The following is a 22,357-nucleotide window of genomic DNA, read 5'->3' as shown; positions in this document are numbered from 1 at the left end:
GGACAGCGCCGCCGCCTACCAGCTGGCGGCCAACAGCTTCGAAGCCAGCTTTGCCACCGATGCCGAGAAGGCCGGATGGATCGCCCGGCTGGATGGGTATTTCAAGAGCAAGCAGGCAGCACCGGGCTGAGGCGGGTTGCCCGCGTGCGGCCTCTGCCGGTTGCCGCAGACCCGGCGCTGTGTCGGTTTTATTTACACTTTGTGACTTTGCCCGGATTGGCGCATATGTCGTTGGATTGGGTGCCGGGTGGAGCACCAATGCCAATAATGTGTTTATGGGGAAACAAATAATTTTGATGAATTAGGCACTCTTCATGCTCTGGCTTTTCTGCAACTTCATCTGACTGAAGGGACCGGAGGCCGGGCGTTTTCTCCCTCACGGTTCCGGCCCCGATTGACGAACTTTCAGGAGTGCCGAACATGATGAGCCTGCCTTCCCGAGTCCCCCGCCTGATGCCGCGGATGGCCAGCATTGTGCTGGCCGCGGCCATCGCCCTTCCCGCCACGGGCGCCCTTGCGCTGCCGACGGTGGTCAATGAATTCAACTCCCTCTATGTGGGGGTGGATGGCGTGGGGGCGGCGTCCGTGAGTGGTACCGAGACCTACGATTTTGTCGGCATCGGTGTACGCAGTACCGACCCGCAACTTACCGGCCATGCACCGTTTGCGGGTAATCCGGTGGGCACGCTCGAGGTTGGCGTCGGCGCCACGCTCAATCTGAACTACCTTCCCGGCACGATCGGGGCGCCGGTCTTCCGTCCCCTGGACAATAGCGTGGTGGTGGGCAACTCAATCGGCACGACCGGAACCCTCAATGTGAGCGGCGGCGTGGTGAGTGCACCCATGCTGTTTGTCGGGCAGGCGGACGGGCTTCGGCCCTCCACCGGTACCGTCAATATCACGGGGGGCGGCCAGTTCAATGCCACCCTGGACAGCAGCGCGGCGGGGCCCCTGCCCGGTTTTCCCGCCATCAGCATTGGCCGTGGCCTGGGCAGTGTGGGCACGATCAACGTATCGGGGGCCGGATCGCGGCTCGATGCATCCGTCGGGATGATGAGCCTGGCCCGGGAAGGCAACGGCACGCTCAACGTGCAGGCAGGTGGTGTCGTCGCGGTCGGGAACACGGTCTTTCTGTCCACGGTTTCCAGCGCTGGCAGCGCCACCGTTCAGGTGGATGGGCCGGGGTCCATGCTGGATGCGGGAAGTCATGACATCCTGGTCGGTATCGCCACCAGCAAGACCAACGATCCGAACCACGGAACGGCCGTGCTTGACGTCCGTAACGGCGGGGAGGTCAGGGGGACGGTCTATGTGGGCAGCGGTGGAACCCTCACCGGGAACGGACTGATCACGGGCAATGTGACCAATCTGGGGGGCACGGTGAAGCCGGGGAACAGCCCGGGCACGCTGCACGTGGCGGGGGATTACAGCCAGGACGGCGGCCTGATCGTGATCGAGATCGCCGGCCCCTCTGCCTTCGACATACTCGACGTGACTGGCGCCGTCATGCTCGACAACGTCCTGATCCGCTTCGTGTTCACAGGCGGTTTTGGCCCGTCGGCAGGGGCCGCCTTTGATTTCCTGAAGGGGGCCAGCTTGAGCCTGGACGATGTGAGCTATGAGGTGGAAGGCCTTATGGCGGGCTTCTCGTATGGCGTGTCGGACGTGAACGGGGTGCTTTCCCTCACTGCCCGGACCGACGGTAGCCCCATCCCCGAACCCTACACGCTGCTGTTGGCCGGCGTCGGCTTGCTGGCCTTGCTGATGCGCCGCCTGTCCTGACCAGATCGCGGCTCGGCAAGGCGGGCGGCTCGAGCGCCGTCAGGGCCTCGCCCGCCTTTTGCCCGGCAGGCCCGGTCCCTTGATCGGGCCTGCTGCTTGTTGACGTCTGCAGTTCGAAAGCCGAACGCTGCCGGACTCCAGCGTTGCAATATCGGATGCCTGACCCGGGCACTTGTCCATCCTCCTCCCTCGATAGCCCTTGTGGGGCTTGTGTTTCTTGTCCTGCATATCCCGTTGGCACGTTGTTTGCAGATCGGTCCGTGGCTTTCCCCTCCGCGGGAGGCCGTATGTACCGATGACAAATGCCTGGCGGGAGGGTGCCGTGTTGTGCGCCACCTCGCCGCGACAAAATATACGGAGGAGTGATATGGCGAAGACGATGAAGGCACTGGTGATGCGCGGTCTGCATGATGTGGCCGTAATGGAAAGACCGATTCCGGTGGCGGGGCCGAACGATGCCATCGTCAGGACGACGGTGGCGATGGTGTGCACTTCCGATTGCCACACCATCGAAGGTGGGCTCGGCGAGCTGAAGGACCGGGTGCTGGGCCACGAGGCCGTGGGGGTGATCCACGAACTGGGCAGCGCGGTGAAGGGCTTCCGCGTCGGGCAGCGGGTGGCGGTGAATGCCATCACGCCCTGCTACAAGTGCGAGAACTGTCAGCGCGGCTTCACCTCCCAGTGTCAGGTGATGCTCGGGGGCTACAAGTTTACCGCCCAGAAGGACGGCAACATGGCCGAGTACTTCCATGTGAATGACGCCGAGGCCAACCTGGCGCTGATTCCCGACGGGGTGTCGGACGAGGCCGCCTGTTACACCACCGACATGATGTCCACCGGTTTCAAGGGGGCCGAAAATGCCCGCATCCCGCTGGGTGGCTCTGGCGTGGTGTTCGGCATGGGGCCGGTGGGGCTGATGGCGATAGCGGGCACCCGCCTGCTCGGCGCCGGGCTGGTGATCGCCGTGGACTGCGTGCCCTCGCGCCTGGAGCTGGCCCGTCAGTACGGTGCGGATGTGGTGATCAACTTCAAGGAGCAGGACCCGATTGCCGAGATCATGCGCCTGACCCGCGGCCACGGTGCCGACGCGGCCATGGACGCGCTGGGTTCCCAGGCCACCTTCGAGAACTGCGTGAAAGTCACCCGCGCCGGTGGTGTGATCTCCAACATCGGCTATTTCGGTCATGGTGACACCATCAACATCCCCCGTGCCGAGTGGGGCGTGGGCATGGGCGAGAAGACCATCACCACCCTGCTGTGCCCCGGCGGCAGCGAGCGCATGGGCCGCCTGATGCGCCTGATCGAAAGTGGCCGCGTCGATCCGACCCGGCTTACCACGCATCATTTCCAGTTCTCGGAGATCGAGAAGGCCCTGGACATGATGACCACCAAGGCTGACGGCATCATCAAGCCGGTCATTCATTTCGGCTGATCCGCCGACGCTCTGATCCAGCGCGGCCGCATGCGGCGGCACGACGGCCTCCCTTGCGGGAGGGCCGGGCATGCGGCTGCCGCGCATCCGGAAACAGGAACATCCATGAACATCACACTCCACGCGCCCCTCTGTGCGGGCGCGGCCCTGCTCGCCTGCCTTTCTCCTCTTGCTGCCGCCGAAGGCGGTTTCACGCTCGTGGACGGCGACAAGGGCAGCCTGTCCATCTACGGCACCCTGGACGGTGGCCTCCTCAGCCGCAGCGGTGAAAACGGTGCCTATGCGGCCCAGGCCGGCACGCGCTTTGCCGGCCACAAGTCGGAGCTGGCCAGCGGCATCGAATCGGAGAGCCGCATCGGCCTGAAGGGCAGCCGCGACCTGCGCAACGGGCTCACTGCCCTCTTTCAGCTTGAGGCCGGTATTGCCATCGACGATGGCAAATCCACCCTCAGCGATGCCGAGGGCAACAGCGTCTTCCGGCGCAAGTCCTTCGTCGGCCTGGCCGGCAGCATGGGCACGGTGGTCTTCGGGCGGATCGACGGCGGGCGCTACAGCGTGGCCGGCAAGTACGACCCCTTCGCCAACGGCACGGTGGCCAACATGGCCTCCATCCAGGTGCACGGGACCCGCGCCGACAATGCCGTGGCCTACATCTCTCCCTCCTGGAACGGCCTGTCCTTCCTGGCGGCCTACACCACCAGCCTGGTGGGGCAGGAGAGCCCGGGCAACAAGGGCGACGGGCGCCTGTGGGCCTTCATCCCGTCCTACTCGAAAGGGGGGCTGGACCTGACCCTGGATATTGAACAGCTCCAGGCCAAGGGCAGCGAGGAGCACAAGCTCAACATCCTGGTGGCAGGCGGCGCCTATGACTTCGGGCCGGTGAAGGTGCATGCCTACTGGGAGAGCATCAAGACCGACAACTACAAGGAGGTCTTCGACGGCACTTTCGCCACCTACAACGCCCTGCTGAACCACCGTAGCTGGATGCTCGGCCTGTCGGCGCCGGTGCTGGGCGACAAGGCCAAGGTCCGTGCCTCCTACGTGGCCCTGGATGACAAGACCTCGCTGGATGCGAGCTGCCGCAAGTGGGGCCTGGGCGGTGTGTATTACCTCTCGGAGCGCAGCACCTACGTGTATGCCGACGTGGCGAAGATCAACAACAGTGCCAACGGCATCTGTTCGATCCAGCCCAACCCGGCCCGCACGGCGGTGGATTCCGGTGGCGTGGGCTCCCCCGCGGGAGGCTATGGCACGACGGGCTTCGATTTCGGCATCAGCCACTCGTTCTGAGCCGTGTTGGCCTGCCCCAGGGGCAGGCCAACCGGGGGCTGGCCCGTGATGGTCAAGCCTCTTCGCTGGCCATCCTCTCGATGCGCGCGGTGGTGTCACGGGTGCGTTCGGCCAGCTTGCGCACTTCGTCGGCCACCACCGCAAAGCCGCGGCCGCTATCGCCGGCCCGGGCCGCTTCAATGGCGGCATTGAGGGCCAGCAGGTTGGTCTGGTCGGCAATCTCCTTGATGGTGCCGACCAGCTCGTTGATGCGGCGCAGGGTGGTTTCCAGCTTGGCCTGCTGTTTCTCCCGGGCGCTGCGGGCGTCCCGTTCGCGCAACTGGGTGTCGATGTCGGCCAGGGCGCCCACGGCCCGCAGGGGTGTGCCGTCCGCCGCCCGGCGGGTCTGGGCCGAGGCCCGGAACCAGCGGTATTCGCCGTTCTTCAGGGCGAGGCGGTGGGACTCGTCATAGGGCGTGCGCCCGCTGCGATCATCCAGATGCGCCAGGAAGGCTTTCAGAACCCGTTCCCGGTCATCGGGATGAAGACGCGAGGCCCAGGCGTCGAGGGTGTTGGGAAAGTCGCTTTCGTCGCTGAAACCGAGCAGCCGCCGCAACTGGGGCGACCACCACACCGTATTGGCCGGATCGAGGGCGTTGCCCTTGCGGATCTCGATGTCCCACAGGCCATCGCTGAGCAGCTCGCGCACCAGCTCGAAGCGTTCCAGGCTGCGTGCCAGCAGGGTTTCCCGGTGCAGGCTGTCGTCGATGTCGAGCAGCGAGCCGGCGACGCGCAAGGGGGTTCCGAAGGCATTGCGCAGGGTCGTGCCGCGGGCACGGAACCAGCGGTAGGTTCCGTTCCGGTGGGCGAGGCGGTACCGGATATCGTAGGGCGTCCGGCCGCTGGCGTCGGCCAGGTGGGCGGCAAAGGCGTTCAGGGTGCCCTGCTGGTCCTCCGGGTGCAGGCGTTCGCGCCAACTCTCGAGGCGGTCCGGAAAATCCTGCTGGTTGTCAAAGCCGAGTAGTTCGCGGAGCTGATTCGACCACCACACCACGCTGTCCGGGTGGCTTGGGTCGCCGTTGGCGATGTTGATGTCCCACAAGCCTTCGCCGCTGGCCCGGCTGATCAGGTCGAAGCGTTCCGCGAGATCTTCCGCCCGGCGGGTGGCGTCTTCGAAGGCCGGGGTGAGCGTGGCGATCTGCTGCTCAAGGTCGGCCAGGCGGCGGGCCGTCTGGCCGGCCCGGGCGAGGATTTCCTGGTGCCCCGTGTGCAGGCGTGCATCAAGGCTTTCCAGGTGCCGGGCGCCCTTGAAAGGGGTGGGAAGCGGGCTGCCGGTCGCCAGGGCGTCGGCAAAGTGGCCCAGGTGGGCGAGCCACCTGCGGTTGGCAAACACGTTGGTCGGTCTCCGTTTGAGAAGGGGATTCCGCCCTGGCCGCCTCCGCTGGGGGGACGGCCAGGGCGGGTCGATCAGGCCAAGAGGATGAGCTTCAGGGCCCTGCTGCTGGCGGTAAAGGTCTTGCAGGCGTCGAGGGGCGGGTGGAGCCCGCTGCCGGGGGCATCGGTAGCGTCCTTCAGCGTGGGCATGGGGCGTTCTTCGAGGGCCTTCCTGCCGGCACCGTCGTAGACAACTGCTTTCATGGGAGGGATGTCTCCAATCATGGGAAGTGGGTCGGCCCGTCCCCGCGGGGCAGGGACGGGCCGGAAGGCATCAGCATTTCGCATGCCATTCGGTAGCAGGCCCGGTCCGGACGGCCAAGCCCTTGTTTTCTTGTGGAAAGCCTTGGCTGACGGCGGGTGCCATGGACGATATCCGGACGCAGTGTCCGGATATCAGAGGGTGGCGGTGCGGTGCCTGAGACGCCGGGGCTGGATCAGCCAGCCGTCGAGCTGGGGCATGCCGGGGGTGCTCGGGGCAATCCGCTCGTTCAGCCAGCAGCGGGTGGGGAGCTGGGGTGATGCGGCGGCAATGCGGATGGCCGCCGCATCGCCGGGGAGGTTCATGAGGCTGTCGCGGATGGCCTGGGCAGCAGCGTCGTCGAGATCATGGGTGATGAAGACGAGGCGCCCCCGCTGGTCCTCAAAGGGGCCCCCTTCGGGCCAGTGGGGCAGCCGCACCACCGGATAGGCCACGTTCTGGACGCACTGCACGACCCGCGGCAGGGTGTCGCCGGCCACGTTCATCAGCCCTTTCACCCGCAGCAGGCGGGGGCCGTGCTCCTGCAGGATGCGACCCATCGCCAGGGCAAAGCCGAACCACGGCACCGGCGTTTCGAAGCGCACCACGAAGCTGGTGACGCCGTCCTCGTGGCGGCCTGCACCATGGGCTGCATGAACGGGTGCGGCGTGTCGTGACCAGCGGACCGGTGCTTCGAGGGCCGCGGCGCGGGCCTGCTCGTCGCGGCTGCGTTCCTCCCCCAGCCAGGCCGCCACGTCGGGCATCCTGTCGGCCGGCGCGTAGATGCCGCTGCTGAAGAGGCGAGCCGCCTTGATCCGCCCGTGGCGCACGTCCAGGCGCGGGGCGCCCGGGTTGAGGCTGTCGAGGCGGGCGTCGAGGCGGGCGCGGCTGGCGGTATCGGTCAGATCGCCCTTGGTGATGACCAGCCGGTCGGCCATCACCACCTGGCGCACGGCCTCCCGATGGGCGTCGAGCTGGGCCAGGCCGTGGGTGGCATCCACTACCGTGACCACGCCGTCGCACACGTAGCGGGCAGCGATGAAGCGCTCTTCCATCAGGGTGTAGATCACCGGCACCGGGTCGGCCAGGCCGGTGGTTTCGATGATCACCCGGGTGATGGGGGCGATCTCCCGGCGGGAGCTGCGCTGGTGGAGCTCCTTGAGTGCCCGGACCAGGTCGCCCTGCACGCTGCAGCACACGCAACCCGAGTCCAGCAGCACGGTGCGCTCGTCGATTTTCTCGACCAGGTGGTGATCGATACCGACCTCGCCGAACTCGTTGATCAGCAGCGCGGTGCCCACCATGTCCGGCCCCTGGGAGAGGGCGTTGAGGAGGGTCGTCTTGCCGGCGCCGAGAAAGCCGGTGAGCAGGCTGACGGGGATGCGGTCGACGGGGGTGCTGCGGGATCTTTGCATGGATGTCTCCGGTGTTGTTGTGGTTTCGGTCCTGCAGTCATGGCAAGGCGCGTGCCAAGCCTCTGGGTGGGCGGAAAGCGCCGATTGGCCTGCTGGCGGCTCCGCGGCGCGACCGGGAAGCGGTCGAGGCCGGTCGGTGGGGCGTTCGGAAAACGGTCGATCTTCGGGCGGAGCACGCCTGCAGGGGCCGGGGTATATCCCTTTGATTTGCGAATTCAATGGTTTGGCTGGCCCAAGTGTTTTCCCCTCCTTGGCATGGCCCTTGCCACGTGTCCCGCTGGCAGCATGGCCAGGTGGCCTTCACCGCATCCTCACAAGGCAGGGAGACACGATGGGAGTCAGCATCATTGGATGGGCGCACTCGCCCTTTGGACGGCTCGATGACATGGACCTGGAGGCCCTGATTGCCGGGGTCAGCCGCGATGCGCTGCGCCATGCCGAGGTGGCGGCCCGCGACGTGGACGGAATCTGGCTGGGTCAGCTCAACGGCGGCTTCGTCCCGGACATCTTCTGCTCGTCCCTGGTCCTGCAGGCCGACCCCGAGTTGCGCTGGTGTCCGGCGACGCGGGTCGAGAATGCCTGCGCTTCGGGTGCGGCGGCGGTGTTCGCGGCCTGCGATGCCATCGAGTCCGGCAGGACACGACTGGCGCTGGTGGTGGGTGCCGAGAAGATGACCGCCGTGTCCGGCGCCGAGGTCACCCGCATCCTGGGGGCCGCGTCCTACGTGCGCGAGGAGGCGTCCCGGGGCCTGAGCTTTCCGGGCCTGTTTGGCGAACTGGCCGCCGAGTATTTCCGCTGCCATGGGGATCATTCGGCCACCCTGGCCCGCATTGCCGAGAAGAACCACGCCAATGGCGTCCGCAACCCCTGGGCGCACATGCGCAAGGATCTCGGCTTTGCCTTCTGCAATACCGAATCCGAGCGCAACCCGCGCATTGCCGGCCCCTTGCGCAAGACCGACTGCTCCCTCGTGTCCGATGGTGCCGCGGCGCTGGTGCTGGCCGATTCCTCGATGCTGGCCGGGGTGCGCCGGGCCGTGCGCTTCCGCTCACGGGTGCAGGTCAATGACTATCTGCCCATCTCCCGGCGTGACCTGCTGAGCTTCGAGGGGCCGCGCCTGGCCTGGGCGCGGGCCCTGGTGGAGGCCGGCTGCCGGGTGACCGACCTGTCCTTTGCCGAGGTCCACGATTGCTTCACCATTGCCGAATTGCTGAGCTACGAGGCCATGGGGCTGGCCCGGCCCGGGCGGGGCGCGGATCGCCTGGCCGATGGCACGGTCTACCCGGGGGGAACCTTGCCCATCAATCCCTCGGGAGGCTTGAAGGCCAAGGGCCATCCCATCGGTGCGACGGGAGTCTCCATGCATGTCCTGGCCGCCATGCAGCTCGTCGGCGAGGCGGATGCCATGCAGGTGCCCGGTGCGCAACTGGGCGGGGTGTTCAACATGGGCGGCGCGGCGGTCGCCAGCTATGTGAGCGTACTGGAGAGGGAAAAATGAACCTGGCGCGGATACTGGCCCGCTCGGCGCGGACCTTCCCCGAGCGCCCTGCGCTCCTCGTCGGGGCGAAGTGCGTGCTCACCTACGCTGCGCTCGCCGCTCGCGCGGCGCGGCTGGCCGGCTACCTGCGCCAGAACCTGGGCCTCGCACCCGGTGACCGGGTGGCGATCTACATGGGCAACAGCCCCGAGTACCTGGAGAGCCTTTTCGGGGTGCTGTGGGCCGGGCTGGTGGTGGTGCCCGTCAACGCCAAGCTGCACCCCCGCGAGGTGGCGTGGATCGTCCGCAACGCCGAGGCCCGCCTGGTGTGCGTGTCGCCCGAGCTGGCCGGGGGGCTGGCGGCAGCGCTCGAAGAGGGCGGCCCCACCGTGCCCCTGCTGATGCCTGGCGACGGGCACTACCTGCGTGCCGTGTCGGCCCTGGCCATCCCGGTGCAGGAGCGCGCGCAGGAGGATCTGGCCTGGCTGTTCTACACCTCGGGGACCACCGGCCAGCCCAAGGGCGTGATGCTCAGCCATCGCAACCTGCAGGCCATGACCGCGTGCTTCTTCATGGACGTGGACCCGGTGGCACCCGGGGATGCGGTGGTCTACGCCGCGCCCCTCTCCCACGGGGCCGGGCTGTACAGTTTTCCCTACGTCGTGCGCGGATGCCGCCATGTCATCCCCGAGTCCGGTGGCTTCGATCCGGACGAGCTCATCAGCCTGTCGCGCAAACCCGGGCGTCTGGCCCTGTTTGCCGCGCCGACCATGGTCCGCCGCCTGGTGGACCGGGTGAAGCAGAGCGGTGCCGACCCGGCGGGCTTCCAGACCATCATCTATGGTGGCGGGCCCATGTACGGGGACGACATCCAGGAGGCCCTTGACGTGATGGGGCCGCGCTTCGTGCAGATCTACGGCCAGGGCGAATCGCCGATGACCATCACCGCCCTTTCCCGCAGCCTGCTGGCGGACCGCACCGATCCCGCCTGGGCGCAGCGCGCCGCCTCTGTCGGCGTGGCCCAGACCCTGGTGGATGTGCGCATCGTCGACCGGGAGGGGCGCACCCTGCCCAATGATGAAGTGGGCGAGGTGGTGGTACGTGGGGACACGGTGATGTCCGGCTACTGGCGCAATCCGGAGGCGAGCGCCGCCGCCCTGCGTGACGGCTGGCTATGGACCGGCGACATGGGTTGCATGGATTCCCACGGCTTCGTGACCCTCAAGGACCGCTCGAAGGACTTGATCATCTCCGGCGGGTCCAACATCTACCCGCGGGAGGTGGAGGAGGTGCTGATCACCCATCCCGCGGTCCGCGAGGTGTCGGTGATCGGCCGTCGGGACGCCGATTGGGGCGAGGTGGTGGTGGCCTTCGTGGTGCTCGACCCGGCCGCCGGCGGGGTGGGGCAGGATGAACTCGACCGCCATTGCCTGGAACGCATCGCCCGCTTCAAACGGCCCAAGGAATACCGTTTCGTGGATGCCCTGCCGAAGAACAATTACGGAAAGGTGCTGAAGACCGCACTACGGGCGCTGCTGGAAGGCGAACCACCGGGCTGATTCGCAATGCCCGCAGGCCGCCCGTCCGGACCCGACGGTGCGCGTTGTCCGCCCCCGTGGCGACGAGGGCGGACAACGCTGGCAAGGATGCCCAGCGGGTGTGAATAAATCTGCTGCGCGACCCGATTTCGTCCCTGCGATGCTCACCGTACCCTTGTACGGCTGCGCTTCTCGGGGCGAACTCGAACCGCTTGCTACGATTTCTTCAAACCCTCTCAGTTGGCAACGGCCGGCAGGCCGATGCTGGCAAGGTAGGCGTTCATCCCCGATTTGGTCATGCTCTGAATGGAATCACTTCCTCCGGCCAGTTCCATGTCGCCCTCCTCGACGCCGCTGCGGCCCGGCCTCTTGACATAAAACTTCTGCACGCCGTCGCGCCCGGAAAGCAGGTTGGATTTCGGCCCGAGCAGGATGGCCTCGGTGCCGGACCCGAGCTGCACCCGCGACCAGATCGTGGTGACCACGAACGAAGGCGGCGAGCGGGAGATATCAATGATGTCGATCTCCCCGCCGGCTGTCTGGCCACCGCCGCGGAAATAGAACTTGAATTGATCCGAGTTCGCCCCGAGCCACGGGCCTTCGCCCGTGTTGAAGTTCCACTGGGAGCTGTTCCAGTCATCCACGAGCTGGGCCAGGGAGAAGATGTTCTTGTAGATGTAGTTGTTCTCCACGCCCGCGTAGATCCTGTATGCATTGCGCGTCCGCGTGAGCACCTGGGTGAAGCGATCCTCCCCCTCCGGGTAGATGACCCCGGTGAGGAATTCGCTTCCACCGTACCTTACCGAATAGGTGTTCTTGCCATTCACCACGATCTGGGGTTTCTGTTCGATCCAGTCGCCGGAAGCGGAGAGAATCACGCTTGAACCCGTAAAGGTCTGCTTCTTCCATTTGCCGTTTTCCAGGCAATAGGCCTCTTCGGAGATTGAGTAGGTCCGGACGCCCACCGGGCTCCCCGCGGTCTTGTAATAGCATTTGCCCGCGGCGCCGTTGTCCACGTAGTCGTAATACGTCCCGGCAAAGAGGGCGTCGGCCTCCAGTGACCCGGACGCGGCGGATGCGGCGACCGCGATACTGCCGGAAATCGTGTTCTCGATACCCCTGACGTCCTTGATCTTGAGCTTCAGGGCATAGCTTCCGGCGGCGGAATAGGTATGGCGGAACTCGCTCGCCAGACCGGAAAGCGCCGGCGGCGAGCCGTCACCGAAATCCCACTCCACCTCGTTGATCCCCCCGTTTGGTGTGGCGCCCAGGTTGATCCGGAAGGAAGTCGGGGTACCGGCCGTCGGCGTGGGGGTCACTATCGTGATCGTGGCGGTGGGCTTCCCCAGGGTTTCCAGGGCGGCACGGACGGCCTTCTCGGCATTGAGGGCGCGGTATTTCACGCCCTGGTGGGAAATCTCGTCGCTGTTGTTCAGGATGATGTTTCGAACCTGATTTGCGGAGAGGCCGGGATTGACCGTCCAGACAAGCGCCGCCACACCCGATACATGGGGCGTCGCCATCGATGTGCCCGACATTTCGCACAGACCGCTTCGCGTCGTGGAGTAGATGGCATCCCCCGGCGCGAGGATGAAGTTCGCCTTGCCCTGTTCCCCTACCGGGAGCTGGGTGTAAGAGGTGACCTTCTTGTCCTTGTCATAGGCGCCGACGATGAGGGCCTTCTCGTGGATATTCTGTCTGGCCCAGGCATCCAGGGGGTTCGCACTTGTGGCGAAGCCGTTGCGTTCACTGGGAATCGGGGCGCCGTTGTAGCTCCAGGCTCCGGCGTTGCCGCTCGCCTGCACGATCAGGATGTCCGTTTGCTTTCCCTGGCTTGCGTTGCTGGCAATCAGGTTCTTGAGCAGGGTCGCAAAGTTTTTTGCCGAGGATTCGGCGTAACTTAGGATCTTCCTGTTCGTATCGTCGGAAACAACGCCGCTACCGCTTTTTGGCGTTTCGCCGTTTCCGATGGACATGTTGAGGACTCTCGGCCCCTGCATGACCAGGGACGAGATTCCATCCCCCAGGGAGCTTGAGTCCGCGCCGCCCGCGCCGTTGATGACATTCTTTGTCACCGCGTTGGGTATTCCGACGATACCCTTCTCGTTCGCGGATGCGCCAATGATCCCGGCAACGTGATAACCGTGATTGCTGCATCCGTTCTTGCAGTCCGCCTCGGATTGGCCGGAAAACACGTTGTCCAGCACAAGGTCGTCAGCCGCCGTTGTTGTGGTGAAGCCTTGGTCAGCGACAGCGACCTGAACGGGGACCAGGCTCAGAGGACTGCCGTTCAATAGCGCCCAGGCCGACTTGATCGATGCCGCATCGTAGTTCCAGTACGTTGCGCTGTCCTTCAAGGCATCGATGCACTGGTTGGAATTCTCGCCCACCAGCGTCACGTAATAGACATCGCTTCCGAAGTGGCCGCTGGCGATGGCCTTGTCTCGCGCGGCCGCGAGGCTGGCAAAGTTCGTCTCACCGGTGTCGATCTGGAACATTCGCGCTGCTTCGACATAACCGACGATTTTCCAGCCGCTGCTTCTCACGAACTCCTTGACCGTGGTGGTGCTGACACCTTCGGCCGAATAGGCTTCCAGATAGCCGGAGACGATCTTTCCGTATTCGGTATCCACGATCTGGCTGGCGGAGGCCGGTTGAACCCTTGGCAGGGCATCCGCGGAGCCACCCCCGCCACCGCCCCCGCAGGATGCGAGCATGCCGGCGCATGCCAGTGTGGAAAACAGGTGCCCGAGAAGGCGCAGGCCCGTGTTTCTTCCTGCCGTTCCGGCAGGTTCTCTTTTTGTCATTGTCATTCTCCCATCCCGCGATCCGGCATTGATGCCAAATCAATTTGTCGTTCAGATCCCCGGCAAGTCGAGGGTCTGATTGCGTTCTGCTGCTGGAACTCTCTTCAACTAGCCGCCATGAATAGCGGTCTTCTACTTGCGTTTCGAATTATGTCTTCGTCGTGCTTCTGTCTGTCGGGGGGGCTCCCAGCCTAACAGGTATGCGTATTACCCATGGCCAAGTCGATCACGCTGGTGACGGAAATGCCAGGCGGGTGGTTCGGTTGCCGGCTTGACCGGATTCCGAACGAAAGCCTGTCGAGCCCGACCGCTATCAGGACGGTTGATTCCTGGCGCGGCCCGGGCGTGGCGTTGCGCCGCCGGCTTTTCGCTTTTTAATCAATTGATTGTCGGCGCTGGCATCGCTCTTGCTGAATTGAACTCCGCTCGGAGCGGGCTTTGGGCGCGATTTCAGGCGGGCAGGTTCGGGAATGAGACCGGGCGATTTTTGAATAGAAGGGACGCAAGGTGTCTGTGAGAAAGATCTATTCGACGGCGGCGCTGGCGCTGGCCGATGTATTGCATGATGACATGACCATCATGTCGGGTGGCTTCGGATTGTGCGGCATTCCGTCAGTGCTGATCGACGCCGTCCTGGCGTCGGGGGTGCGGGGGCTGACGATCATCTCCAACAACCCGGGGGCGGAAGGGTTGGGCCTGGGCAAGCTGTTCAATACCCGGCAGGTGCATAAGCTGATCTGCTCCTATGCCGGTGAGAACGCCCAGTTTGCCCGCCAGTACATGGCCGGTGAGGTGGAGGTGGAGTTCAACCCCCAGGGCACGCTGGCCGAGCGTATCCGTGCCGGTGGTGCCGGCATTCCGGCCTTCTATACCCGCACCGGCGTCGGTACGGTGATAGCCGAGGGCAAGCCCCTGGCCGAGTTTGATGGCAAGACCTATCTGATGGAGCGTGGCCTGCGTGCCGACCTGGCACTGGTGCATGCCTGGAAGGGCGACACCGAAGGCAATCTGGTCTATCGCATGACGGCGCGCAACTTCAATCCGATGATGGCCTCTGCCGCGGCGCTGACCGTGGCCGAGGTGGAGAGCCTGGTGGAGCCCGGCCAGATCGACCCGGATCACATCATCACCCCGGGTATCTTTGTGGATCGCATCGTGGTTGTGGACAAGGTGGACAAGCGGATCGAGCAGCGCACGGTGCGCCGCCGGGCCGCCCCAGTGGAGGAATAGACATGCCCTGGACTCGGGATCAGATGGCGGCGCGGGCCGCTCAGGAATTGCGCGACGGCTACTACGTGAACCTCGGGATCGGCATCCCCACGCTGGTGGCCAACCATGTGCCGGCGGGCATGTCGATCCAGTTGCAGAGCGAGAACGGCATGCTTGGCATGGGCCCCTTCCCCTGGGAAGGCGAAGAGGATGCAGACCTCATCAATGCGGGCAAGCAGACCATCACCACCCTGCCCACAACGAGCTTCTTCGACAGCGCGGCCTCCTTCGGGATGATCCGTGGCGGTCACATCCAGTTATCGATGCTGGGTGCGCTGCAGGTCTCGGAGAAGGGCGACCTGGCCAATTGGGCGGTGCCCGGCAAGATGGTCAAGGGCATCGGCGGGGCCATGGATCTGGTGGCCGGTGTCGGCCGGGTGGTGGTGATCATGGAGCACACCGCCAAGGGTGAAGCCAAGATCGTCCGGGAGTGCTCCCTGCCCCTCACCGGCGCCGGGGTGGTGAACCTGATCGTGACCGATCTGTGCGTCTTCGAAGTGCGCCCCGAGGGCCTGGCGCTGGTGGATCTGGCGCCGGACACCACCCTCGATGATGTGCGTGACAACACCGAAGCCGATTTCGTGGTGGCGTTGCAGTAACCGGCATGCCCGTGTGCGACGGGCGCCGGCTTTTCGGGGGCACGCAGTATCCAGTGAGGAATCCTCCTCTCCCTTCCTCGGGTACCTCTTTATCTGGAAGCCCCCAATCTTTTTCTGATCTGCACTCCGGGCGTCCGTTTTTCGAACGGTCCGGGCGTCCGGAAATCGGACGCTGACCTGTCTTTCCCCGCGGATTCCACTCGATTTCACCCCATATTCCTGCCGACGGCGGGCTTCAAGCCTTTGGCACAAAGCATGCTTGGTAGTTGTGTCGATCCCTGTGTGAACTCTGTTTGCGGCAATGCGCACGCGCATGGTCCAGAATGAAGAGTGTGACGCTGCCCGAGAGAGGCGCGCCATGCAGGTCGATGCGGGGGGTGACGAGACACACGCCCTCGCCGGCGTTGGCGTGCCAGTGCAGCAGCAAGACGAATTCCGGCGGATACACGCGAATGCGGGGCTGCGGGAACATAACAAGATGATCACAACACAGAACTGCGCGTCTGGATGAGGGCCTGGGCCCATGTCGGCGACGCAGTCGGACAGACACTTAAAGGAGGGTGGGTATGGCTGCCACAATTCCCGGCCAGATGTTTTCCGTTCCGGAGAACGATGGTCACATCATGAGCTCGTGGGAGCGCTTTCTCAGTGGGGATGAGGCGGCTTCCGACGCGCTCCGCCGCCTGATCGACGATTCGTGGCGGCGCTGTCAGGGGGCCAGTGTCGACCCGGGCCGCTATCAGGCACCCCCGCCAATCGGCGAAAACTCCCTGCACACCTTGCGGGACGAGTGCGGCGAGTTGCTCAGTGCCAGTGCCCCGGTCATGGCCTCGGCCCGGGACTTCCTGTCGGAGACCGGCACGGTGATGGTCCTGACCGACCAGAGCGGCACCATCCTCAACCTGGAAGGCGACATGTCCACCCGGGGCGCGGCCGAGAATGTCCATCTGCTCTCCGGCGCCAACTGGAGCGAGCTGGCCTGCGGCACCAACGCCATTGGTACGGCCCTGGAGGTGGGCCAGCCGGTACAGATCCATTCGGCCGAGCACTACTGCGCCGGCATCAAACGCTGGTCCTGTTCGGCCACGGTGATCCGCGACCCCTACGACGGCTCCATCCTCGGCGTGGTGGACGTGTCCGGCCTGAGCGCTTCCTACAGCCGCCACAGTCTGGCCCTGGTGGTGGCCACCGCGGGGCGCATCGAGAACCGTCTCGCCAAGATCGAGCTGGGCATCCGCTACCGTCTGCTGGAAGGCTGCGTGGATCGCCTGTCCGGCACCTCGGCCGACGGCATCATCGTCTTCGACCGGCGCGGTCGGGCCATCAAGGCCAATGGCCGGGCTTCCGCGGCGCTGGCTGATCTGGGCATCGGAGAAATGGCGGTGGCCCCTGACGGTCTGGCCTCCCTGTCCCTGTCCTGGAAGAAGGGGCGGCGAGCACCGGATGAGCGGCCCGAATGGATGCGCGAGGAATGGCTGGAGCCGGTGATCCAGAACGGCGAGCACATCGGCGCCGTGCTGACCCTGCCCGGTCGCCGGAGCGTGGGCAGCGGCCGGGTATCGAGCGCAGTGTTCAGCTGTGACGCGGCCGAGAAAGGGGCGTTCGAGCGTGTCGTGGGCGAATCTCCCGCCCTGCTGCAGGCAGTGGGGCGTGCCCAGCAACTGGCCAAGTCCCGGGTGCCGGTGCTGCTGCTGGGCGAGACCGGAGTGGGCAAGGATGTCTTTGCCCGCTGCATCCACGAATCCGGTGCAACCCGGGATGCGCCCTTCGTGGCCCTCAACTGCGGGGGCTTCTCCCGCGAACTGCTCACCAGCGAGCTGTTCGGCTATACCGAGGGCTCCTTCACCGGCGCCCGTCGGGGCGGCATGATCGGCAAGATCGAGGCGGCTGATGGCGGCACCCTGTTCCTTGACGAAATCGGTGAGATGCCCATCGACCTGCAGCCCCACTTTCTGCGGGTGCTGGAGGAGGGCGAGGTGTATCGCCTGGGCGAGAACAAGCCGCGCAAGGTCAATTTCCGCCTCATCGCCGCCACCAACCGGGATCTGCGCAAGGAGATCCAGGCCGGGCGCTTCCGCATGGATTTGTTCTACCGGGTGGCGGTCACCAGCATCAACATTCCTTCCCTGCGTGAAAGGGCGGCCGACATTCCACTGCTCGGCGACTACTATCTCCGCCGCCTGTCCCTGCAGCATGGGCTGGAGCCGCGGGTGCTTTCCCCCGGCGCCATTGAGCTGCTGCGCCAGTACGGCTGGCCGGGGAACATCCGCGAGTTTCGTAACGTCATGGAGAGCATGCTGCTCACCGCCCGCGGGCATGTCCTGACCGAGGCCGATCTGCCCGCCGACCTGGTGACCACGCTGGCGGGGGATAGCCCTGCGGCGCTTGATGTGCAGGGGGATGAGCGTGACCTGACCTGCCTCGAGAACGCCGAACGGGATGCCATCCTGCGTGCCATCAAGGGCTGCCGCGGCAACATGACGGCGGTGGCCCGGGAGCTGGGTATCGCCAAGAGCACGGTCTATGTGAAGCTCAAGCGTTTCGGGCTCGAGAGTTACGTGGACGACTTGCGCAATTATCGGGTCTGATTGCAGGTAGTGGCCCTTTCGGGGCCGCATGGATTCGTCCCCCCGGGTGCATTTCCGGGGGGGCTTTCCTTCATTCTGCGTTGAATTGGCCGGGTGTTGCCCGTGCCGGCTTTGCGCATCTGGCTGGTGCTGTGCTCAGGTAGAGCCGAGTTAGGTGTGGCATCGGCGCTCCTGGCATAAGAGCCGGAGACTGCAGGCTTCTGAGACGTTCTGCGACCGAACGACCGGATTCCAAGCCCGGGGTACAAACGTTCGTTGTGAATCTCTACCGATCGGCGAACAATCAGCGCAATGTCTCCGGGGGCTCCATGGGCCACGCCTTCATTCGCCACCCGCCACATCACCGCTGCGCCCGATCCGCCGCACCTCCAACTCCCGCCGTGTCCGGTCCAGCTCCTCGGCCAACAGCTTTTCATCCGGTAGCACAGTCTGGTATTCAGCTGCCAGCACCTTGTTGGGTAGACCTTCCAGCGCGTAGTGGGCCTCGTTGCTGCCTTTGCTCGCGCACAGGATCAGGCCCACGGGCGGGTTCTCGCCGGGCTTCATCCAGTGCTCGCGGGCGTAGTTGAGGTATAGGTGCATCTGCCCGGCGTCGGCGTGGCTGAACTTGCCGATCTTGAGGTCGATGATCAGCAGGCACTTGAGCCGACGGTGGAAAAACAGCAGGTCTACGCGAAACCAGGTGTCGTCCAGCCGCAGGCGGCGCTGGCGACCGACAAAGGCGAAGTCGTCACCCAGCTCCAGCAGGAAGTCGGCCAGATGCTGAATCAGGGCGTCTTCCAGGTCGGACTCGGAATACTCGTCCTTGAGGTTGAGGAACTCCAGCACGAAGGGGTCTTTGATAGCCTGCTCGGGCGTGATGGCGTCGCCAGGCTCGGCCACTTCTCCCTTTTCCAGCATCGCCGTCTTGTTGTGCGACAGTGCAGTGCGTTCATAAAACTGGCTGCTGACCTGGCGGTCGAGCTGGCGCACCGACCAGCCGCAACGCAGCGTCTCGGTTTCATAAAAGGCTCGGGCCTGTGGGTTCTTGACCGAGAGCAGCCGTACGTAGGCCGACCACGGCAGCGGAAAGGCTTGCGCCAGTGCCGCGAGTTCGATGGATTGCCTGCGTGTGTCGGGCAGCGGGCTTGCCGTCAATTCGCCAGACAGCGTCTGGCGAATGTTGGGAACGGGCAATTTCGCAGACGCTGTATGCGAGATGTGCTCTGGTGACCAGGCCAGGTAGAACAGGCGCATCTGCTGCAGGTTCTGTCGGCTGAAGCCTCGACCAAACCGGCTGCCAAGATCGAAAGCCAGGCGCTCGATCAGCGCATCCCCATAGGCAGCCCGTTCCTGCCCGCCCTGTTCGAATTCGACGATACGCCGGCCGATTTCCCAATAGGAGGCGGTCATCAGCGCATTGACGCTGCGTGCGGCAGCATGGCGCGCCGCGTCCAGCAACGCGACGATGTCGGTGTGAACGGCAGCGTAGTCAGCCTGATTCGGCGTGGTCGGCACGATGGGTGCTGTCATGCCTGCACCTCGGTAACCAGGGCTTCGATCTCGCCCAGCAGGCGCATGACTTCGGCCTCGTGGCTACGCATGGCGGCAATCAGGTCTTTCGGCTCGGCGTGCTCCAGTCCGGCCTTGGCGTTGGGGTTCTTGATGTCCAGGTTGTAAATGGGCCAGTACAGGCTGTCGCCTTCGGCCTGCGCCGCTCTGGCTGTCTGCTCGCCAATCGTGTGCGGTGCAGTTCCCCAGCCAGCCTCCACCAAACGGGGTGTGACGAACTCGCGGCAGGTGTCCGCTTCGGTGATGACACCCTCTGGAATTGCCTTACCTTTCATCTTGTTGCTCTTCAGCCGATCACGATTTTGAAACGGGTCGCCAGTGCAATGGGTTCGATCTCGCGAACATTCTTTTTCAATGTCACCAGCCCATGGCCTTCCATCGTCCTCCGCGAGTGACAGGTTGGGCTCTTGCTTCCCGTCCGTTCTGCCAGCGCCGCAGCCATCGTGACGATCTTATCAATATGACACAACTGCAGCCTGCATTTCGGGAGCGAGGTAGGCTTCCTGATTGCCTCCGATCAATTGCTCATGAGCGATCAGCGCACTGACAGGCGGGGAAATCCGGTGTGGCTGTCCGAGCCCGGAGGGCGAGTTTCGCACTGACTGTCTGGATCCAGGCCTACTCAACGTCACACAACGGAAAGCCGCCCGGAAGCTACCCGGCATGCAGGGTACGGCAATTCCCGCCTATTCCATTCCGAAATAAAGAGCACCCACCCGTCGTCCGCTCCGGGCGTTCGATGTTGCGTTGCATTATTTCAACCGGAATCCGGACGGGTATCCGGAAGGAAAACGGGCGATCAATTGCGGGCTTCGATGGCTTGATTTTTTTGCCAAATAAAATCAAAGACTTGTTCTAATTTGCATCTCCTGTTTCCCCTGGCACGCCGCTTGCCATACCCCTGTACGGACAGTCCGGGAGCCTTTATCCCCGGCGCCCCGAAGAGCACGGTTTCCAGGCCAAGAACTGGAAACGCTTTCAATCCACAAAAGGATGGCAGGAGGTAATGCGGTATGGCATTGCAAATCAACATTGATAACGGTGGGACGCTCACCGATATCTGCATCATGATGGACGACACCGTCAAGAAGACGAAGGTGTTGACCACCCCCTACGATTTGAGCAAATGCTTCTTCGAAGGGCTGCAAAAGGCGTCGGGCGTCATCTACGGTGAGCAGAACGTGGCCCGCCTGTTGGAAGAAGTGGATCTCATCCGCTATTCGACCACCCAGGGCACCAACGCCATCTGCGAGCGCAAGGGGCCGCGCCTGGGTCTGATCATCGACGCCAAGGGCCGGGATCTGCCGGTGCGTCTTGCCGAACACGATCCTGAAGTCTACGAAGCCCTGGTTGGCGACCGGGTGGTCTTCCTCGACACCGGGGCCGTGACCGGCGCCGATGCCGACATTGAGGTGGTCAAGGCGATCAACAAGCTCACGGCGGCCGGTGCCAACCGGCTGGTGGTGAGCTTTGACGGGGCGAGCTTCCTCGATCTGGAGACCCGTTTCAAGAAGGTGGTGCTGCGCAAGTATCCCCGCCACCTGCTGGGGGCGGTGCCGGTGCTCTACGGCAGTGATCTCACCACCGACCGGGATGTGGTTCGCCGCACCTGGACGGCATTGATCAACTCCTTCCTGCACCCGGCGATGGAGGCCTTCCTGTTCAATGCGGAGAACCGCCTGCGCGACTACCGCACCAAGAACCCGCTGCTGATCTTCCGCAACGACGGCGACGCCTCCCGGGTGGCCAAGACCGTGGCCATCAAGACCTACAGCTCCGGCCCCCGGGGCGGCATGGAGGGCATGAAGACCTTTGCCCGGCTTTACGACCTCTCGGACGTGGTGGCCATCGACGTGGGCGGCACCACCACCGACATCGGCCAGTGCCTGAACGGCAAGGTCGCCGAGGTGCAGCGCGGCCATGTGGAAGGCATCAGCGTGTCCTACCCCCTGTGCGAGATCATGAGTGCGGGCGCGGGTGGCAGCTCCATCTTCAAGGTGGTGAACAATCGCATCGTCATCGGCCCCGAGAGCGTCGGTGCGGTGCCCGGCCCGGCCTGCTTCGGCCGCGGTGGCAAGGAGGCCACCATCACCGACGCCAGCCTGCTGTCCGGTCTCTTCGATCCCAAGTCCTTCTTCGGCGGTGGCATGGGCCTCGACCTGGACCGCGCCGCCACGGCGGTCAGCCTGTCCATTGCCCAGCCCCTGGGCATCGGCCTGGACGATGCGCTGCTGCAGATGGAGCACGCCTACGAGGACAAGATTGCCGTCGAGCTGCACCGCTTCACCAAGATCTCCAAGGACACGGTGATGCTCGCCTTCGGCGGCGCCGGCCCCCTCAATGCCTGTGGGGTGGCCGAGAAGGCCGGCATCGACCGGGTGGCGGTGCCCAAGCTGGCGGCGGTGTTCAGCGCCTTCGGCATCGGCGCCTGTGACATCTCCCAGCGTTACGCGGTGGTGCTCGACGACCGCAGCGACAAGGGCGTGGGCGATGCCCTGGCGGCCCTCAAGGTGAAGGCCTCCCGGGACATGTTTGCCGAAGGCTTCGGGCCGGGCGAGTACGAAGTGGAAGCCTGGCTGGTGGGCGAGCAGGACGGCGGCGAGGATCTGATCGCCCAGCTTGGCGACACGGCGGCCTTTCCCGCCAGCCTGGCCAAGGCCAAGTCCGTCGAACTGGAGTTGCGCGCGGTCAAGTCCCTGCGCAGTGAAGGCAGCAAGCGCGCCCGTTTCGTCCAGGGCGAAGCGGCGAAGGCTGACGGCACCCGCAACGTGCTGACCCGTGACCAGGGGCGCACCGATGTGCCGGTGTATCGCCTGGCCCAGCTCAAGCCGGGTGACCACGCCGCCGGCCCGGCGATCCTCGAAGAAGACTACTTCACCTGCCGGGTGCTGGATGGCTGGAGTTTCGTCATCAGCGACGCGGGCGACATCCTGCTCAACAGAAAGGCCTGAGAAA

At 64.7% G+C, this 22,357-nt stretch carries 16 protein-coding genes; 10 read left to right on the top strand and 6 right to left on the bottom strand.

All coding sequences use genetic code 11. The annotated features are described in order from the left end of the window. Positions 1–420: 420 nt before the first annotated feature. The 3 genes from J0L98_RS12975 to J0L98_RS12965 all read left to right on the top strand — a co-directional run bounded on the left by J0L98_RS12975 (position 421) and on the right by J0L98_RS12965 (position 4,504). A complete protein-coding gene (locus J0L98_RS12975; RefSeq protein ID WP_296412197.1) occupies positions 421–1,782 on the top strand; it encodes a PEP-CTERM sorting domain-containing protein in 1,362 nt (453 codons plus the stop codon). 367 nt (positions 1,783–2,149) lie between these two features. Next, on the top strand, positions 2,150–3,214 hold the full coding sequence (locus J0L98_RS12970; protein WP_296412196.1) for an NAD(P)-dependent alcohol dehydrogenase: 1,065 nt from the start codon (positions 2,150–2,152) through the stop codon (positions 3,212–3,214). A gap of 105 nt (positions 3,215–3,319) precedes the next feature. Further along, positions 3,320–4,504, top strand: coding sequence for a porin (locus J0L98_RS12965; protein WP_296412195.1), 1,185 nt, complete (start codon positions 3,320–3,322; stop codon positions 4,502–4,504). A 52-nt stretch (positions 4,505–4,556) separates the two neighbouring features. On the opposite strand, the gene J0L98_RS12960 is transcribed toward J0L98_RS12965, so the two are convergent. The 3 genes from J0L98_RS12960 to J0L98_RS12950 form a co-directional block, all read right to left on the bottom strand. Next, the gene (locus tag J0L98_RS12960; protein WP_296412194.1) at positions 4,557–5,876 is read right to left on the bottom strand and encodes a PAS domain-containing protein; all 1,320 of its coding nucleotides are present in this window, start codon (positions 5,874–5,876) and stop codon (positions 4,557–4,559) included. A gap of 74 nt (positions 5,877–5,950) precedes the next feature. Then, complete coding sequence (locus J0L98_RS12955) at positions 5,951–6,121, bottom strand: hypothetical protein (RefSeq protein WP_296412193.1); 171 nt, start codon at positions 6,119–6,121, stop codon at positions 5,951–5,953. A 192-nt stretch (positions 6,122–6,313) separates the two neighbouring features. Then, entirely contained in the window at positions 6,314–7,573 is a 1,260-nt protein-coding gene (locus J0L98_RS12950; RefSeq protein WP_296412192.1) for a GTP-binding protein, read from the bottom strand. Between the two features lie 331 nt (positions 7,574–7,904). Between J0L98_RS12950 and J0L98_RS12945 the strand changes: the two genes are divergently transcribed. Further along, the gene (locus tag J0L98_RS12945; RefSeq protein ID WP_296412191.1) at positions 7,905–9,071 is read left to right on the top strand and encodes an acetyl-CoA acetyltransferase; all 1,167 of its coding nucleotides are present in this window, start codon (positions 7,905–7,907) and stop codon (positions 9,069–9,071) included. Further along, on the top strand, positions 9,068–10,609 hold the full coding sequence (locus J0L98_RS12940) for an AMP-binding protein (protein WP_296412190.1): 1,542 nt from the start codon (positions 9,068–9,070) through the stop codon (positions 10,607–10,609). The genes J0L98_RS12945 and J0L98_RS12940 overlap by 4 nt, the downstream gene beginning before the upstream one ends. 215 nt (positions 10,610–10,824) lie before the next feature. Here the strand turns inward: J0L98_RS12940 and J0L98_RS12935 are convergent, their stop codons facing one another. Further along, entirely contained in the window at positions 10,825–13,221 is a 2,397-nt protein-coding gene (locus J0L98_RS12935) for a S8 family serine peptidase (RefSeq protein ID WP_296412189.1), read from the bottom strand. Positions 13,222–13,608: 387 nt separating this feature from the next. Between J0L98_RS12935 and J0L98_RS12930 the strand changes: the two genes are divergently transcribed. The 4 genes from J0L98_RS12930 to J0L98_RS12915 all read left to right on the top strand — a co-directional run bounded on the left by J0L98_RS12930 (position 13,609) and on the right by J0L98_RS12915 (position 17,851). Beyond that, the gene (locus J0L98_RS12930; protein ID WP_296412188.1) at positions 13,609–13,773 is read left to right on the top strand and encodes a hypothetical protein; all 165 of its coding nucleotides are present in this window, start codon (positions 13,609–13,611) and stop codon (positions 13,771–13,773) included. 192 nt (positions 13,774–13,965) lie between these two features. Further along, positions 13,966–14,625, top strand: coding sequence for a CoA transferase subunit A (locus tag J0L98_RS12925; RefSeq protein ID WP_365954742.1), 660 nt, complete (start codon positions 13,966–13,968; stop codon positions 14,623–14,625). Between the two features lie 2 nt (positions 14,626–14,627). Continuing rightward, on the top strand, positions 14,628–15,263 hold the full coding sequence (locus tag J0L98_RS12920; RefSeq protein ID WP_296407306.1) for a CoA transferase subunit B: 636 nt from the start codon (positions 14,628–14,630) through the stop codon (positions 15,261–15,263). Between the two features lie 566 nt (positions 15,264–15,829). Next, positions 15,830–17,851 (top strand): sigma-54-dependent Fis family transcriptional regulator, encoded by a 2,022-nt coding sequence (locus J0L98_RS12915; protein ID WP_296412186.1) that lies wholly within the window; start codon positions 15,830–15,832, stop codon positions 17,849–17,851. 321 nt (positions 17,852–18,172) lie between these two features. Here the strand turns inward: J0L98_RS12915 and J0L98_RS12910 are convergent, their stop codons facing one another. After that, positions 18,173–19,363, bottom strand: a complete 1,191-nt coding sequence (locus tag J0L98_RS12910) for a PDDEXK nuclease domain-containing protein (protein ID WP_296412185.1) — start codon at positions 19,361–19,363, stop codon at positions 18,173–18,175. Continuing rightward, positions 19,360–19,677 carry a hypothetical protein gene (locus J0L98_RS12905; RefSeq protein ID WP_296412184.1) on the bottom strand — a complete coding sequence of 106 codons (318 nt, stop codon included), beginning with the start codon at positions 19,675–19,677 and terminating at the stop codon, positions 19,360–19,362. The genes J0L98_RS12910 and J0L98_RS12905 overlap by 4 nt, the downstream gene beginning before the upstream one ends. 738 nt (positions 19,678–20,415) lie before the next feature. Here J0L98_RS12905 and J0L98_RS12900 point away from each other — a divergent pair. Next, positions 20,416–22,353 (top strand): hydantoinase/oxoprolinase family protein, encoded by a 1,938-nt coding sequence (locus J0L98_RS12900; protein ID WP_296412183.1) that lies wholly within the window; start codon positions 20,416–20,418, stop codon positions 22,351–22,353. The last annotated feature ends 4 nt before the right edge of the window (positions 22,354–22,357 follow it).

It is taken from the genome of Zoogloea sp. (assembly GCF_017302315.1).
Classification (GTDB): domain Bacteria; phylum Pseudomonadota; class Gammaproteobacteria; order Burkholderiales; family Rhodocyclaceae; genus Zoogloea.
Note: the sequence above shows the minus strand (reverse complement) of the source record. Positions and strands in the feature narration are given on the sequence as shown.

Excerpts from the sequence above, each read along its gene's own strand:
- J0L98_RS12950 (WP_296412192.1), bottom strand. The coding sequence starts at position 7,573 with ATGCAAAGATCCCGCAGCACCCCCGTCGACCGCATCCCCGTCAGCCTG.
- J0L98_RS12925 (WP_365954742.1), top strand. The coding sequence starts at position 13,966 with ATGACCATCATGTCGGGTGGCTTCGGATTGTGCGGCATTCCGTCAGTG.
- J0L98_RS12955 (WP_296412193.1), bottom strand. The coding sequence starts at position 6,121 with ATGAAAGCAGTTGTCTACGACGGTGCCGGCAGGAAGGCCCTCGAAGAA.
- J0L98_RS12905 (WP_296412184.1), bottom strand. The coding sequence starts at position 19,677 with ATGAAAGGTAAGGCAATTCCAGAGGGTGTCATCACCGAAGCGGACACC.
- J0L98_RS12945 (WP_296412191.1), top strand. The coding sequence starts at position 7,905 with ATGGGAGTCAGCATCATTGGATGGGCGCACTCGCCCTTTGGACGGCTC.
- J0L98_RS12975 (WP_296412197.1), top strand. The coding sequence starts at position 421 with ATGATGAGCCTGCCTTCCCGAGTCCCCCGCCTGATGCCGCGGATGGCC.
- J0L98_RS12915 (WP_296412186.1), top strand. The coding sequence starts at position 15,830 with ATGGCTGCCACAATTCCCGGCCAGATGTTTTCCGTTCCGGAGAACGAT.
- J0L98_RS12970 (WP_296412196.1), top strand. The coding sequence starts at position 2,150 with ATGGCGAAGACGATGAAGGCACTGGTGATGCGCGGTCTGCATGATGTG.
- J0L98_RS12900 (WP_296412183.1), top strand. The coding sequence starts at position 20,416 with ATGGCATTGCAAATCAACATTGATAACGGTGGGACGCTCACCGATATC.
- J0L98_RS12910 (WP_296412185.1), bottom strand. The coding sequence starts at position 19,363 with ATGACAGCACCCATCGTGCCGACCACGCCGAATCAGGCTGACTACGCT.
- J0L98_RS12965 (WP_296412195.1), top strand. The coding sequence starts at position 3,320 with ATGAACATCACACTCCACGCGCCCCTCTGTGCGGGCGCGGCCCTGCTC.
- J0L98_RS12920 (WP_296407306.1), top strand. The coding sequence starts at position 14,628 with ATGCCCTGGACTCGGGATCAGATGGCGGCGCGGGCCGCTCAGGAATTG.
- J0L98_RS12930 (WP_296412188.1), top strand. The coding sequence starts at position 13,609 with ATGGCCAAGTCGATCACGCTGGTGACGGAAATGCCAGGCGGGTGGTTC.
- J0L98_RS12940 (WP_296412190.1), top strand. The coding sequence starts at position 9,068 with ATGAACCTGGCGCGGATACTGGCCCGCTCGGCGCGGACCTTCCCCGAG.